The sequence below is a fragment of the Neolewinella persica DSM 23188 genome, assembly GCF_000373105.1.
GTDB classification, from domain to species: Bacteria; Bacteroidota; Bacteroidia; order Chitinophagales; family Saprospiraceae; genus Neolewinella; species Neolewinella persica.
Genome location: NZ_KB890413.1, coordinates 1 through 13,628, shown reverse-complemented (window position 1 = coordinate 13,628; position 13,628 = coordinate 1). Strand labels below are relative to the sequence as shown.

Sequence of the window (13,628 nt, the reverse complement as noted above, 5' to 3'; positions counted from 1 at the left end):
GATTTCGGACAACTTTTAGCTATCATTGCCTATGCGAATTCCTGATAAGTATTATGGTTTCCCCCCCGTGCTCGCCTGGTTGGTCAGTTTGATCATGACCATTATGGGCTTCGTTGCCATGACGTTAATTTTTGACTTCGGTGATGAGCGTAGCTTCCTTGGCCAAATGCTTGGTTTATTCCTGATGGCTCCACTGCTCATGTTATTGTTAACTCCTTTGATGCGGGTAATTGGAGCGTATAAATACTACTCTCCGCTCTTTCTGGTTTTTGGAGAGAAAAAGGATCGGTACGAAATACACAGCGGTCCTTCTATTGACTATTTACTCCATTTAAGAGGTGTATCTCCTGGCCCGGAATTGCAACGGACGGTCCTTGCTTTTTACTTGCAGGGGCTATTGAATATCGCCGATAAGGTTGGCGGGTCCGAAGATCCTGCCGCCGTTGAAATCGTCGGTACCTCCTACTTTTTCTCTGATCGCTCGGTGGAACGAATGGGCTTCGAGGTGAGTCCTGGCGGCTGGTTCCACCGGCTGAACCTGATGTTCAACTTCCTGGAACTCTTCTTCCTGCACTCCCTCACCGCCGGAAAGGTCGACATCCCCAATGTACTGAAGGTGAAAAAGGCGACGATGTCTGGTGCGCGGCTGTTAGAGCACCGGCCATACATTCAGCGCTTGTACGATCGGATGGCTACGGCGCGGAACCGGGAGTGGGAGTAGTACGCCCGATTCCTGGCGGAGTGTATGCCGTTGAGCCTACTTCAGCTTCCGCCCTCCCACTACTTTACCGCTAACGTCTTTGTTGCTCAGCCGCTTCAGAGGAATCATTAGGCTGGCGTAGGCATCGGAAGAGTTAACGCGCCATTTCTTGCCGGAGTAAGTGACGGTTCCGCTGCGGCGATCCCAATCGGCGGCCATGATCACGTAGCGATTGCCAGCTTTGGGGTTGGGGCCGAAGACGAGAAAATCATCGTCATTGCGCTCAAAACTTACGGCGATGCGTTGCGTCTTGGGGCTGAAAACGAAAACACCGGGGGTGTTGCGCTTAAAGACAATCTGCTCCACTTCCCGTCCGTCGATGATCTTAACCTGCCCGTTGCGGATCTCGGATTTGCCGTCGCGCAGCTCCCGGGTCAGGATGAGGTCTTCGGAGAGGTAGAATTGGATGCGTTTCAGTTCATCTTCGCTCCAGTTCTGATCATCAACCAGACGTTGCGTCAGCGGACTGAGTTTAGGGCCACAACTGGAGAAGAGAATGGTGAATAGCGCTAACGCTGTTAGGATTCTGGTCATGATAAGAAATTTGCTTCTGTACAAATGACGTTGGTATGGGTGGATGGTTAAGTTGTTTTCTCCGGTTTAATGGGACTTTAACTTAAGTCTTAATTTGTGGTAAGAGGAAGGTAGAGGTGATATGGGGGCTGCTTTAGCAGCCTCTGTGTGCCGTGATGCCCTCTGTGAGAAACAACTGCTGCTTTAGCAGCCAATCAAACCAACCTCTTCATAGCCAACATAGTCCCCAAATGCATAGCCTCATGCATATTATTAAAAGTAAGTGCATCCTCAATGCTGGAAAGCGTAACGCCGTAACTAGTGGTGTATTCCTTAAAGTTACTGAAGTCGAGCGTTTCAAGGTCGGAGACGAGTCGGTCAACGCTTTTGGATAATCCTTCGCCGATGAGTCCGTAGTCGCCCTCAGGGCAGGGAGGCTCAGGCTTGGAACCTTTACGGTATCGACCTATGAACTCCTTATCGGAAGGAAGGGGCAAACCTGTCAATCCGTACGTGAGCAATTCCATGGTAGCGATAACGTGTCCGGCATTCCAAAGCAGGTTGTTGTTGAAGCCTGCGGGCACTGAATTCAGCTGATCGAAATTATAATTATTGTAGATGCCCTGAATGTTCTTACGCGTTGCGCGTAGTAGGGCAATGGCGTTTTGAGTCTTTTTCTCCATGCCGGAAAGGTAGGAAGTATTCAGGATTCAGTATTCTGTGGTCAGTTATCGGGATTTAGTAATCAGCACTCAGCGTTCAGAGACTGAATACTGATTACTAAATCCTGACCCCTGGTACCACCAGCCTCCGATCCCGATTAAGGAGGGGCAACCTGAGTAAGGCCCGTTGCGTAGGAAGGCTGGACCCGGTGCTGTAGAAGTTATGGGCGAGGCCGCTGGTGCCGGGTACGGGGTTAAGGAGCAGGGTGGGGGAGTATCCGGCCGCAGGCCGGGCTTCGGGCAACAGACGTTCGACCTGCCGCGCAGCGGCAGGTGCCGGGTCGATGATGGTCACCGAAGGTCCGCAAACAGCAGCAATGTCTTCCTTCACCATTGGATAATGCGTACAACCCAAAACCAGGGTGTCAAGACCCTGCATAAGCATCGGGTTAAGAATGGCGTGCAGCTTATCCCGTAGCTGTTCACTACCGGGTGCTTCACTTTCTATGAGCGACACCAAGCCGATGCAGGGGTCTTCGAACACGGGCCGGTCGGCCAAATACCGTGCTTTCAGCGCCAGGTACCGGGGGCTGTTCAATGTTGCATAGGTAGCCAGTACGCCCACCTTACGGCCGGAGGCTGCTGGTTTCACCGCCGGCTCCAGGCCAACAAATGGCATTTTTGGGAAGTCCTGGCGCAGGGCATCGATGGCGATACTGGTTGCGGTATTGCAAGCGACAACGATCATTTTCGCTCCGGCGCCAATGAGCGCCTGAGTGATTTTTTTACTGCGTTCCAGTATCTCGTCGGCCGGTCGGGGCCCATAAGGCGCATAGGCATTGTCTGCCACATAAAGCAACGATTCCGCAGGCAATAGCCTACAAACAGCATCGGCGACCGAGAGGCCGCCGATGCCGGAGTCGAAGACTCCGATGGGTGCAATAGTTGCAGGTTGCAGTGGTTGCATTTGTTACAAGTTAGATATTGATGGGTATTGAAGTCATTGTATCATAAACTCTGCAACAACTGCAACCTCTGCAACAACTGTGTTACAGCCCAAGCTTAGACCGGACAGCAGCGCTTACGTCAGATGATTCCTGACCGTAGAGCAGCACCTGCTGGTCAAAGATGAACTGGTAACCACCTTCTTCAGCAACGGCCTTAATGGCTTCGTTGACGGAGTCGTAGATGGGCTTCAGTAGTTCTGCACGCTTTTCCTGCAGGTCGTTAACCATAGTCTGCTCGAACTGGCCGATTTCAGTCTGACGAGTCTGCAGTTTGACAGATTCTTCCTGCTGTTGCTTGGGGGTCAGCTCGCCTTTACCGGCCAGATCCTCTAGCGCAGCGACGTCTGCCTGGAATTTTTGGACCATATTCTGTCCTTTCTTCTGCAGTTGCTTCTGCATGGCTTCCAGGTTAGATTCGGCAGCTTTCATTGCGGGGAGTTCTGCCAGAATGGCGGTAGAGTTAACGTAACCGAATTTCTGAGCGGAGGCAGTTGCCGTTGCAGCAAATACCAGTATAGCCACGAGGGCGAGTTGAAGAAACTTTTTCATTTGATTTAATTGAGTAGTTATCATTTAGCGGGCGCAAAGATAATAAGAATGTTGTACCGACTAAAGATGACGAAAGTAATGTCCCCGGTTGGGAGGACGTAGGGATTGTTTTTAAAGAGGTTGCAGGGGCGTAGCGCGCTTTGTTGCAGGGTCGCTACGCTCCGGTTGCAGTGGTTGCAGAGTTGCTAATGCTCCTCTGTTGCAAGGGTTTTGGCTGTAACACCTGCAGCCCTTGCAACAAGGCGCGCAGCGCCCCTGCAACAGGAGCGTAGCGACGCTGCTAGTTTTTCAACGCACGAAGGATATCGTCCGTCTTGTCGTAAGTATCGTTGGCAAAGATGATGCCGGCGCTACCTGCACGATCAAAGATGAAATCGTACCCACGGGTGGTGGCGTACTGCTCAACGGCCTCGTAGATGGCGTCCTGAATGGGCTTCACCAGCTCCTGACGGCGCTGGAAGAGGGAACCTTCAGGGCCAAAGCGGTCGCGCTGCTTGCCCTGTACTGCCTTTTCCTTAGCGATGATCTCTTCTTCCCGCTGAGCGCGTTGCTCTTCCGTCAGCAGCACCTGCTCGGCCTGGTATTTGTTGTACATGCCTTTGATGACGTCGTACTCCTGATTGATTTCTTGCTGCCACTTGGCGGTCAGCTGGTCCAGTTGCTCCTGGGCGTCCTGGTATTCGGTGATGCTGCTCATAATGCGCTCCATGTCAATGGAGGCAATTTTCTGAGCGCTTAGGCTGCTGCCGAAGCCAAATAAGGCGATCAGGGCAACAATAAGAGTGGTACGGATACGCATGATTGTGATTCTTTTAGGGTCCAAAAGTAATTCCGGCACCGGGCCGTCTGACCATATAGACGCTTCCGGCGGGACGAAGTTACGGCATTGGCATAGTTTTAAGAATTAGCCTTAACGCGTAACTGGTTGTCTTTCATACAACTGTACCGAAACGAAGGGAAACTACACTTAGGGTGTTTAACGTAAAATTAACGGCCTGTAACCGGACGGAGACCCTGAAAAGCATATTTTTTAGCCCCAACAAGTGCTGAAGGGAGGGCCGTTGGATCGCCCGTCTGCTCTTTCAACCGCTCCTTGCACCTGCGTCAGCGCCTAATCAACTAAGTGTCTAAGAGTAGCCTCTTTGGTAGGGCCCGGCAGAAATCTATCTCCCCTTCGGCACAACCTTCCGTCTTTTTCTGCGTATAAACAAGCGAACAAAATTCAAACATTATGACCCTCAAGGCAGGCGATAAAGCTCCACTCTTCACCCTCCACGCAGACGATACCAAAGAAGTATCTCTGAGCGATTACTCCGGACGAAACCTCGTTGTCCTTTTCTTCCCTCTTGCCTTTACGGGTGTTTGTACCGCCGAGTTGTGCACGATGCGCGACTCCCTGGCCGACTTCAACAAAATGGATACTGATATAGTCGCCATCAGCGTCGACTCACCATTTACCCTGGCAAAGTTCAAGGAAAGCGAAAAACTGAATTTTCCTCTCCTCAGTGATTTTAACAAAGAAGTAAGCCGTCAATACGGTTCTCTCTACGACACTTTTGTCTTCGGAATGGAGGGCGTAAGTAAGCGTTCCGCCTTTGTCGTTGATGCCGAAGGCATTATTCGCTACGCCGAGGTACTGGAATCAGCCGGAGATTTACCTAACTTTGCGGTGATCAAAGAAACTTTGAGCGGCCTTTAGCCGTTTGCCATAAAGTAAATTATTGCCAACCAGTATGTTATACGCGCACGACGGACAAGGTCAAGAGGACGTCTTACTCGAAGAAGATATTGAAACGGGTATTGGTGAACCCGCTGACCTCATTGTCTATAATGATGACCACAACACCTTTGATTGGGTGATGAAAAGCTTCGAGGAAATTCTCGGCCATTCTTCAGCGCAAAGTGAACAACTGGCGCTGCTGATTCACTTCAAAGGTAAAGCTACCGTTAAATCTGCCGCAATGGCTGAATTACGCCCTAAACGTGAAGCCCTTGTCGACCGCGGGCTCTCCGCTACCATCGAAGGAAGGTAGTCAAAGTCAGCTAGTCAAAGAGTCAGACAATTCGCCACGCTCTTTCTCTGACTCTTTGACTTCCTGGCCCTCTGACTAAGTGATTCCCCTAATGCCCTTATTTCGCCTCGATACTAAATTCCCGGAACTCTTCCCCGATCCCCTGCAAACCAACGGGCAGAACCCTGCATGCTTTGGTGGAGACCTCAGCCCCGAGCGGTTGTTTAATGCCTACCGACTTGGCTATTTTCCCTGGTTTACCGAAGGTGAACCCATCTTGTGGTGGCACCCCGATCCACGTTTTGTCCTTTTTCCTGAGAAGCTGAAGGTGAGCAAAAGTATGCGCCCTTACTTCAATCAAAAGAAGTTCACTCTCCGGTACGACACCAGGTTTCGGGACGTAATGAACGAATGCCGGGAGACCTATCGCCCCGGCCAATGGGGAAGTTGGATTACTGAAGACCTTATCGAGGGTTACGTAGAGTTACACGAAATGGGCATTGCCCACAGCGTTGAAGTTTACGAAAACGATGAATTGGTGGGGGGGCTCTACGGACTGGCGCTGGGAAAAGTGTTTTTCGGAGAAAGTATGTTCCACCTGCGGCCTAATGCCAGTAAGTTTGCCTTCATCTCCCTGGTGCGTAAACTCGGTGATGAAGGCTTTCGCGTTATCGATTGCCAACAGGAAACGGCCCACCTGAGGTCATTGGGAGGAGAAGCTATTCCCCGTGAGACCTTTATTGATCTGATCGGAATGATCGAAGAGGAGGAGACGGTACGCGGAAAATGGACGGTATAAACGTCAGGCTGAATACTTTGCCCTGCGACCTCCCCAATGTCATCATTCCAACTTTAGAGCAACTACGTGCTCACCTCATACGCCGATGTCTGGCAACAAAAAAAAACGGGCTCGCAGGAAATCTCCTGCGAGCCCGTTATCGGCCGAAGCGTCTTGGAAGACTACTCAGGCTTCATCATCAGTGACTTTTCGTTCAGGCGAACATAGTCCATGTTACCAGCAGCTTTTGCCAGTTCGAGAGACTTGGTGAAAGCAGCCTTGGCTTCTTTCTTCATTCCCATAGACTCCAAAATGATGCCTTCGCGGCGAACCATCCAGTAGCGCTGATCGTCGCCAGCCATTTTATTGGCCTTCTGGATGTAAGTAAGTGCATCTTTCATTTTTTCCTTGCCACCAGACTCGGAAAGGAAAGTTGCAGCCTGGTAGTAATCGTTCTGGCTCGGGCCGGCCATCATACGGTCGATCTGGCCCATTACGGCCTCCTTAGCATTGGTGGTTACGGGCAGGACAGCCATGGTGTTGCCCCAGCTCATTACGATGTCGGCACCATCCATGGTGTAATTCTGTACGTCGATGGTGAAAGTCTCAACCGGGCTCCCGGTAGCCATTGACTTGGCAGAAACAGTGGCGGCGGGTGTTTTCTCCACGTAGCTGTTCCAGCTTCCGCTTTCGTAAGGGAAAAGCATGACCTCCCACTTTCCGGCCATTGGCTTGGTTAGTATGGCATAGTCGCCAGCGGCGAGTTCAGCACCACCCACCATTACTTTATCCGTAAAGGTGAATTTGGTAGCCTGGTTGGCACCGGTACGCCAAATTTCACCGTAGGGTACTAGACCTTTCTCGGCGAAAATTTCGCGACCTTTCATGCCTGGGCGGCTGTAGGTGACGTGGAAATCGGTCAGGCCGATCTTGGTTTCCACCTTCACGGTTGGAGAAGCCGAAGGCATGGTTACTTGTGCGGTAAGGCCCGTAGTGAAAAGAAGAGCCATGGCGGCAAACGCCAAAGTGAATAATTGCTTGCGCATAAATTTGGATATTGGTTTGAGTTGGTAAAGTTACCTATCAGATAAGGTCACTTATGCAGCTTTTGTTCAATACCATGGGAGGGGATAGTTTTGGGAATCAGGCGTGAGAAGACCTATTCCTGATTCCTGAACCCTAGGCGCTGAACCCTGGTTCCTGAGCCCTGAACCCTGAAAACTCCCTACCTTTCGCCATGCGTATTTCTCCCCGTCTCCGTCTTTGGCTCATCAGCCTTTCTTTATTGGCTGCTGTTTTATTTGCTGCGTTCCTCTGGCTGCGGCCTTTGTTGCACATTGGGTCGGGGTATGCGGCGAAACACGCCTGTAGCTGCCATTTTTTGCAGGGTCGGGAATTGGCGGAAATCAGCGAGCACGACCTCAATTTTTCTGTGCTTGGCTTCGCCAGTCTGAGCAAGCAGGGCCAGGAGGTTCGGTCTTCATTTTTAGGACTAGTACCTCGCCGGGCCGTATTCCGGGAGGGCGTTGGCTGTACCTTGATCAATGATGAAAATAAGCCTTTGGTGGAGGTTCAGGGCGGGGCCGCAGGTGCAAAGGGGAGGGATGAAAGAGCAGTGCTGGCCGGCCCGGCCGCGCTGACCGAAGCACTGGATTTTGGCATGGCGCCGGTTCCCGGCGGCGAAGCGCGGGGACTGGTCATTATGCAAAATGGAAACATCATCGCCGAACGCTACGCCTCTGGCTATGACCAACATACCCGGTTACTGGGCTGGTCGATGACCAAGACGCTGACGGCAATGTTACTGGGGCGTGCGCTCCAGCAAACGTCCCTTGCACCTGCGGCCCCGCCTGAAGAACTTTCTGCACGAAACCAGCTCCTTCCTGAGGTCTGGACCGACAGTGCACGTGCCGAAATTACTATTGCTGACCTCCTGCACATGAACTCCGGCCTGGCGTGGAACGAAGCCTACGGCAGCCTCTCAGATGCGACGATCATGCTGCACGAACACGCTGATATGGCCGAATATGCCTACTCTGCTCCGGCTATCGCTTCCCGAAATACTGTCTGGAATTACTCCAGTGGAACCACCAATATCCTGACCCATTTGACCGACCGCGAACTACCAGGCCTCACCATCCAGCAACAAATTACCCAGCTGTATGCAAACATTGCTCCCAGCCTCCTAATTGAGCCGAGCCAGTCCGGCCTGCCCGTAGGCAGCTCCTATGGCTGGGCTACCGCCCGCGACTGGGCCAACCTCGGCCAGTTCATGCTGCAGGACGGTGTCTGGAACGGTGACACCCTGCTCGCCCCCGGCTGGATCGATTACCTGCGCGAACCCGCCGAAGGCTCCGAAGGCACCTATGGTGGCCAAACCTGGCTGCCCGGCCCCGATATGCCCTCACTACCCAAAGACGCCTTTATGATGCGTGGCTTTCAGGACCAGCGGGTGTTCATCATCCCTTCCCGGAATATGGTGATTGCCCGCCTTGGGCACGGGGAGGATAAGGTTACTGACTTTGATGGGTTGGTGCGGCGGATTTTGGAGGTGGAGTAACCACTAAGGCATTAAGGGCAATAAGATGTACACTAAGTAAGTAGGTATTGGAGCAACCACTAAGTCATTAAGGACACTAAGGTGTACACTAAGAAGGAGGTGTTGGAGTAACCATTAAGTGCATTGAGGCATTTAGGAAGGGAGGTGTTGGAGTAACCATTAAGGGCATTGAGGCATTTAGTGGCGGCATAAAGCGCTATCGAAAAACATCAAAAAGAACACCGCGAACTTCTCCCTGCGTAGCATGCTAAAATCCAGGCCATCACCGAATGAGAACAGTAACACGCAACCGCACGAGCGAAGCGAGCATCTCCTTGCGGCAGCCCAAACCACCTGTCAGATATCGCCAATCAGATATCGCATATTTCTAAAACGGACGAGCGAAGCGAGCATTTATGCTGCCACATCAACGAAGACGAGGGGTTCCCTTGATCCTTCGGATCATCGGTCACCCCTCGATAAGATAGACGACCCTCTGGGTCTGGGTGGACATACAGAGAAGGAATTTCTGCTTAGTATGACTAAGTAATAGCCAACTTCTCCTTTGCCCCGCAGTAGGTTCTAAATACCCTTCCCTTAGTGTAGTTCTTAATATCTTAGTGCCCTTAATGGTTATTCCCATGCTCGACGAGCGAAGTGAGCATCCAAGTGCGGCAGCACTATCCACTATTGACTGCTTCACTACCTAGGTACCTCAATAGCTCTAACAATCTCCGAGATCACGTCCTTAGCGCCGAACCCTTCCATTTCCCGTTCGGGCGTAAGGATGATCCGGTGGTTGAGGACTGGGAAGGCGACCTGTTGGATATCGTCGGGGGTGACGAAGTCCCGGCCAGACAGCGCAGCAACTGCTTTGGAGAGGCGGAGAATACCCAGGGAAGCACGCGGGCTGGCGCCAAGATAGAGGTCGGGATGCGTTCTGGTGCGGTGCACCAGTGCGGCGATGTAGTCGAGTAATTCATCCCGGATGAAGATCTTCTCCACCAGGGCGCTGTACTTCGCCACCAGCGCTTTGGTGAATACGGGATTGACTTTTTCCTGCTGCATCTGTCGGAAATCGCTCCGGAAACGGTAAAGGATTTCCTTTTCCTCTTCGTGGTCGGGGTAGTCTATGATAATCCGGACAAGGAAGCGATCAAGCTGGGCTTCCGGTAGCCGATAAGTACCTTCCTGCTCGATGGGGTTTTGCGTGGCAATGACGAAGAAGGGATCTTCCATCGTGTAGGTGGTCCCGTCAACGGTGACCTGTTGTTCGGCCATGACCTCGAACAGCGCCGCTTGCGTTTTTGCCGGTGCGCGGTTGATCTCATCGATAAGCACGATGTTGCTGAATACCGGGCCTTTGGTAAACTGAAATTTCGAGTCGGCCATATTGAACACCGTCGTGCCAGTAACGTCACTGGGCATCAGGTCTGGCGTGAACTGGATCCTGGAGTAATCAGCGGCTACCGTTTTGGCCAGCAGTTTAGCGATCATTGTTTTACCAATGCCGGGTACTCCTTCTACCAATACGTGGCCACCGGCCAATAAGGAAGCGATCAGGAGGTCGACAAATTCCTTCTGCCCCACGATAAGCTTAGCTATTTCAGCACGGACGCTAATGGCGGCTTCCCTAAGCTCCTCCAGGTCAATGCGATCTGCGGGTGCCATGCCAGTAGAAATTTCCGGCGCTGAAACCTCTTCAGGAATGAGCTCCCCGAGTGAACCACCGGGCGATGGTTCGTAATTTTCGGGAGCGTTTGGCTCTGGGGCCTGGCCGGTGATTTCGTCTTCGGGCATCATGGTTGATAAATCTTGAGGTTGAAGGTAGGGCTTTAGGAATTTCTTGTCTCATTAACGATCGTACAAGGGTTCGATCGCCCGGAAGAAACGAACGAGCTCATGGTCTTCGAGGTGTTTCTTATTTTGTACGATCCGGATTTCAATGAGGGCTCGGTTGATGATGTCTTCTGGTACGCCGATTAATTCCGCCAGGTTTTCGGGAGGCGGTTCGTTGTCTTTCCAACGAACGCCATAACGGTGTTGGAGGTGAAGCCGCAGGCTGGCCAGCTCTTGCCGCGCCAAGGCAATGTGGTGTCCTTTTTGGAAGACTAACCGGCTGATGGTGTCGATGAAGCGCTTACTGGAATTTTCCCGTTTATGGATAATGGGAATAATTCGTTGGCGACGCTTTCCCCGAAATACAACGTACAGGAAGGTGGCGAAGAGCAGGGTATACCAGGCGAGGGCCAGGGGGGGCTGCTCCTGAATATAGCTTAGGGCTTCGTTTCCGGTAAGCAGATTTCGTCCGCCACTGTAGCTGCGTTGGTTGTTGCGGGCGTTTTGCTGATTGCGTTGGCGGGCCACGGTAGGAGGTACCCGGCTGGCTTCATCCCAATATACTGGCCCTTCTCCGATTACGGTAAGGCAGGCCTCGGCATAGGCATACTGAAGGCTGTCAACGAGGTAGTAGTTGGTGAAGAAAACCGGATTAGTGTGAAAGTAAAAGTTGCCCTCTCCCCAATTCAGCCTGGTGAAATTGATGTTGAATTCGCCCACCGTGCCAATGGCTTCATTGTCGAGGGCTTCATCGCAAAGCATACCTCCGTTCAGGTAAAACGTGGCTTTGTTGTGGGGCTCGTAATTGTAAACGTTGAAGAGCTGAAAGTCTTCGTCTGTTGAATTTAACTGGAAGGTGACGGTGTCCAGCTGTTCGCTCAGTATTCTTTCATTGTCGTCATAGAAGTTATAGTAGCAATCATTGCCGAAAAGGTGGGTGGCGAGATCTTCCGGGAGGTCGTAGGCGGCAATGAAGGCTGAGTTGCCCCGCTCGACGAAGTCGAGCAATTCCGTTACTGAAGTTTCAGTGTAGTAGGCGTAGTTGCCGATAAATACGTAGTTGCCGGACTGGGCACCCACTCCTTTAAGTGTCGCCAGGCTATCCTCCATAAAGACAAGCCCTTCGGGCCGCGCCTCCATTAATTCGTAGAGGGCATAGAGGTCAAACGGCTGCTTTTTGTCGTAGCGGTAAGTTTCCGTCCAGCTGGTGAAACAGCCGGAACACCCGGAGGCAAATAATACCACCAGTAGGTAGAACACCCACGTAGATGTACGGCCGTTAAACATAGGGGTCAGGTTTAGCGGTCGCCGCCTGGATGGCGGCGTTGAGGGTGGTGAACTTACCGTAAACCAGGCGGTACCCTAATCGTTCGATGGGGTATTTTCCGTACCAGAACCTTTCGTAATTGGCGGTAACTTCCCGAAAATCCTGTAAAAATGCAGTGTGGCGAAGCTGTTGTTGGTAGTCCCGGTTACTGAAATCACGGCGGTACTTGATCAGCCCACCGTCCTGAAGTTCTTTAAGCAACTGAATGTAGAGTAACCTTACGGCCACATCGTACTGGCCAGCTCGTTCAGCCCTTTCGAGCAGACTTACGGATACGCCTTCTGCAACAAGTACCTCTTCCTCCAGATCGTCGATATTGATCTCATCCTGTTCCTCTCCTGCTTCCCTGGTCCGCTTGCGCATTTCTACATCGCCAAGGATGCGGAAAATTAAAAAACCTAAACCCGCCAGCAATAAGACCAGAATAACGATGGAAGTCCCGCTGGAGAGGTCAAAGGACCAGTTCTCATACGCTTCGAAATTCCACCATTTTTCAAGATCTTCTTCCAGTTTTTCTTCTTCCTGCTTTTTCTGCTCGTAAGCGAGGTCTTCTCTTAGTTCCTGGTGCCGCTCTGCCGGAAACATCGGGCTGGACTGATTCTCCTGCGCCATAAAAGCGAAGGGGGACAGGAATAAGAAAAGGATCCAGCCACCACGGATCAACGCGCTCCCGCGATGGAGCATAGGAGAGGCAACGAAAAAAAAATGACGGGCTGGATGCATGTAATTATTCGGGAGGGCTGAAGATACGGGATGAAAGGGAATTAAGCACAGTTGGGACATTTTCAGGCCAGCCAATTTGCGGGGGAGTTGATTTTCTGCAGTCCAGCTAATTGTATCCCCCAAATTATGCATGTCGTCATCTTATTTCAGGATTTATGCCAAGGGACTACAACATGTGGCCAAATTTTCGCATTATTGCTAAGAATTTTTCACCATAAATCGTCGGGGACGATACCAGTACCTCGACACAACCCACATCCTATATGAGCAAGTTTGATGAAAAACTAGCCACTTACGAGGCCGGACTTAAGAAACTGGACGCTAAGGCAGACATGGACCTCCTTCGCAAAGTAACCAAAGGCCTCGGCCCATCCATTTACAACAACGACAGCAACAAAGTGGCTTGTACCCAGCAGTCTGAGCTTGATCGTGTTGTTGCCAACTTCTGCGTTAAGAAGCTCGGCGCCTCTGCTGCCGAAGGCGAAGCTGCAGTAAAAGCTGTTTGTGCAGCCTACACCGAGCGCGCTAAGCACCGCGCCGTATTCTACTACATGGTAGTAAAAGAATTGGGTAAGGAAAGCGTTTACGCTTAAACCCTCTCTATACAGGACTGTCTTAGACATCCCCACATCGGTCAAACATGAGTCATCCCGAATTTTGGCGATGACAAAAAATTAGGCCTTTTGTGTATTTTCGAGGAGTTCTCACACTTCAAGAAAAACTCAAAAGGCCTATGTTTTTAAAGTTACTGCAAGATAAAGCAACTACTCCAATAAAGCGAAAAGCAGGTCCATTTCTCCTTCGTCAAGTAGATCGTTACACCCGTCAGATAAGGGTAGATTTGGATGCTGCTATTGATAAGCGACTGGTGGGGACTTTTTTCAACCTATTCGTCATCATTCTTATGTTTCGTGAGCGA

The 13,628-nt window shown here is 51.5% G+C and carries 15 protein-coding genes and 1 pseudogene; 7 read left to right on the top strand and 9 right to left on the bottom strand.

The window, feature by feature from the left end; translation table 11 throughout:
- Positions 1–31: 31 nt before the first annotated feature.
- Positions 32–721, top strand: coding sequence for a hypothetical protein (locus B036_RS0100080; RefSeq protein ID WP_020566639.1), 690 nt, complete (start codon positions 32–34; stop codon positions 719–721).
- Between the two features lie 36 nt (positions 722–757).
- Here the strand turns inward: B036_RS0100080 and B036_RS0100075 are convergent, their stop codons facing one another.
- From B036_RS0100075 to B036_RS0100055, 5 genes are all read right to left on the bottom strand, one after another.
- Positions 758–1,294, bottom strand: a complete 537-nt coding sequence (locus B036_RS0100075) for a hypothetical protein (RefSeq protein ID WP_020566638.1) — start codon at positions 1,292–1,294, stop codon at positions 758–760.
- Positions 1,295–1,488: 194 nt separating this feature from the next.
- Positions 1,489–1,956 (bottom strand): DinB family protein, encoded by a 468-nt coding sequence (locus B036_RS0100070; RefSeq protein WP_020566637.1) that lies wholly within the window; start codon positions 1,954–1,956, stop codon positions 1,489–1,491.
- Between the two features lie 97 nt (positions 1,957–2,053).
- Positions 2,054–2,902, bottom strand: a complete 849-nt coding sequence (murI, locus tag B036_RS27470) for a glutamate racemase (protein ID WP_020566636.1) — start codon at positions 2,900–2,902, stop codon at positions 2,054–2,056.
- An 82-nt stretch (positions 2,903–2,984) separates the two neighbouring features.
- Positions 2,985–3,491, bottom strand: a complete 507-nt coding sequence (locus B036_RS0100060; RefSeq protein WP_020566635.1) for an OmpH family outer membrane protein — start codon at positions 3,489–3,491, stop codon at positions 2,985–2,987.
- A 280-nt stretch (positions 3,492–3,771) separates the two neighbouring features.
- A complete protein-coding gene (locus B036_RS0100055; RefSeq protein WP_020566634.1) occupies positions 3,772–4,290 on the bottom strand; it encodes an OmpH family outer membrane protein in 519 nt (172 codons plus the stop codon).
- Positions 4,291–4,722: 432 nt separating this feature from the next.
- Between B036_RS0100055 and B036_RS0100050 the strand changes: the two genes are divergently transcribed.
- The 3 genes from B036_RS0100050 to aat all read left to right on the top strand — a co-directional run bounded on the left by B036_RS0100050 (position 4,723) and on the right by aat (position 6,302).
- Positions 4,723–5,190 carry a redoxin domain-containing protein gene (locus tag B036_RS0100050; RefSeq protein WP_020566633.1) on the top strand — a complete coding sequence of 156 codons (468 nt, stop codon included), beginning with the start codon at positions 4,723–4,725 and terminating at the stop codon, positions 5,188–5,190.
- 34 nt (positions 5,191–5,224) lie between these two features.
- Complete coding sequence (locus B036_RS0100045) at positions 5,225–5,524, top strand: ATP-dependent Clp protease adaptor ClpS (protein ID WP_020566632.1); 300 nt, start codon at positions 5,225–5,227, stop codon at positions 5,522–5,524.
- 91 nt (positions 5,525–5,615) lie between these two features.
- Complete coding sequence (gene aat / locus B036_RS0100040; protein ID WP_020566631.1) at positions 5,616–6,302, top strand: leucyl/phenylalanyl-tRNA--protein transferase; 687 nt, start codon at positions 5,616–5,618, stop codon at positions 6,300–6,302.
- Between the two features lie 161 nt (positions 6,303–6,463).
- Here aat and B036_RS0100035 read toward each other — a convergent pair whose 3' ends face one another.
- Entirely contained in the window at positions 6,464–7,327 is an 864-nt protein-coding gene (locus tag B036_RS0100035; protein ID WP_020566630.1) for a DUF2911 domain-containing protein, read from the bottom strand.
- Positions 7,328–7,518: 191 nt separating this feature from the next.
- Between B036_RS0100035 and B036_RS0100030 the strand changes: the two genes are divergently transcribed.
- Complete coding sequence (locus B036_RS0100030; RefSeq protein ID WP_020566629.1) at positions 7,519–8,841, top strand: serine hydrolase domain-containing protein; 1,323 nt, start codon at positions 7,519–7,521, stop codon at positions 8,839–8,841.
- Between the two features lie 681 nt (positions 8,842–9,522).
- Here the strand turns inward: B036_RS0100030 and B036_RS0100025 are convergent.
- The 3 genes from B036_RS0100025 to B036_RS0100015 are packed head-to-tail and all read right to left on the bottom strand — an operon-like array spanning position 9,523 to position 12,670.
- Positions 9,523–10,623 carry an AAA family ATPase gene (locus tag B036_RS0100025; RefSeq protein WP_020566628.1) on the bottom strand — a complete coding sequence of 367 codons (1,101 nt, stop codon included), beginning with the start codon at positions 10,621–10,623 and terminating at the stop codon, positions 9,523–9,525.
- 51 nt (positions 10,624–10,674) lie between these two features.
- Entirely contained in the window at positions 10,675–11,946 is a 1,272-nt protein-coding gene (locus B036_RS0100020) for a DUF4350 domain-containing protein (RefSeq protein WP_020566627.1), read from the bottom strand.
- On the bottom strand, positions 11,939–12,670 hold the full coding sequence (locus B036_RS0100015; RefSeq protein WP_157471967.1) for a hypothetical protein: 732 nt from the start codon (positions 12,668–12,670) through the stop codon (positions 11,939–11,941). The genes B036_RS0100020 and B036_RS0100015 overlap by 8 nt, the downstream gene beginning before the upstream one ends.
- 302 nt (positions 12,671–12,972) lie before the next feature.
- Here B036_RS0100015 and B036_RS0100010 point away from each other — a divergent pair, with 302 nt between their 5' ends.
- Together B036_RS0100010 and B036_RS34060 are read left to right on the top strand one after the other, a co-directional pair.
- The gene (locus B036_RS0100010) at positions 12,973–13,302 is read left to right on the top strand and encodes a DUF2853 family protein (RefSeq protein WP_020566625.1); all 330 of its coding nucleotides are present in this window, start codon (positions 12,973–12,975) and stop codon (positions 13,300–13,302) included.
- A gap of 140 nt (positions 13,303–13,442) precedes the next feature.
- Positions 13,443–13,628 (top strand): annotated as a pseudogene (locus B036_RS34060) (transposase); the annotation flags it as partial.

Excerpts from the sequence above, each read along its gene's own strand:
- B036_RS0100080 (WP_020566639.1), top strand. The coding sequence starts at position 32 with ATGCGAATTCCTGATAAGTATTATGGTTTCCCCCCCGTGCTCGCCTGG.
- B036_RS0100075 (WP_020566638.1), bottom strand. The coding sequence starts at position 1,294 with ATGACCAGAATCCTAACAGCGTTAGCGCTATTCACCATTCTCTTCTCC.
- B036_RS0100070 (WP_020566637.1), bottom strand. The coding sequence starts at position 1,956 with ATGGAGAAAAAGACTCAAAACGCCATTGCCCTACTACGCGCAACGCGT.
- murI (WP_020566636.1), bottom strand. The coding sequence starts at position 2,902 with ATGCAACCACTGCAACCTGCAACTATTGCACCCATCGGAGTCTTCGAC.
- B036_RS0100060 (WP_020566635.1), bottom strand. The coding sequence starts at position 3,491 with ATGAAAAAGTTTCTTCAACTCGCCCTCGTGGCTATACTGGTATTTGCT.
- B036_RS0100055 (WP_020566634.1), bottom strand. The coding sequence starts at position 4,290 with ATGCGTATCCGTACCACTCTTATTGTTGCCCTGATCGCCTTATTTGGC.
- B036_RS0100050 (WP_020566633.1), top strand. The coding sequence starts at position 4,723 with ATGACCCTCAAGGCAGGCGATAAAGCTCCACTCTTCACCCTCCACGCA.
- B036_RS0100045 (WP_020566632.1), top strand. The coding sequence starts at position 5,225 with ATGTTATACGCGCACGACGGACAAGGTCAAGAGGACGTCTTACTCGAA.
- aat (WP_020566631.1), top strand. The coding sequence starts at position 5,616 with ATGCCCTTATTTCGCCTCGATACTAAATTCCCGGAACTCTTCCCCGAT.
- B036_RS0100035 (WP_020566630.1), bottom strand. The coding sequence starts at position 7,327 with ATGCGCAAGCAATTATTCACTTTGGCGTTTGCCGCCATGGCTCTTCTT.
- B036_RS0100030 (WP_020566629.1), top strand. The coding sequence starts at position 7,519 with ATGCGTATTTCTCCCCGTCTCCGTCTTTGGCTCATCAGCCTTTCTTTA.
- B036_RS0100025 (WP_020566628.1), bottom strand. The coding sequence starts at position 10,623 with ATGATGCCCGAAGACGAAATCACCGGCCAGGCCCCAGAGCCAAACGCT.
- B036_RS0100020 (WP_020566627.1), bottom strand. The coding sequence starts at position 11,946 with ATGTTTAACGGCCGTACATCTACGTGGGTGTTCTACCTACTGGTGGTA.
- B036_RS0100015 (WP_157471967.1), bottom strand. The coding sequence starts at position 12,670 with ATGCTCCATCGCGGGAGCGCGTTGATCCGTGGTGGCTGGATCCTTTTC.
- B036_RS0100010 (WP_020566625.1), top strand. The coding sequence starts at position 12,973 with ATGAGCAAGTTTGATGAAAAACTAGCCACTTACGAGGCCGGACTTAAG.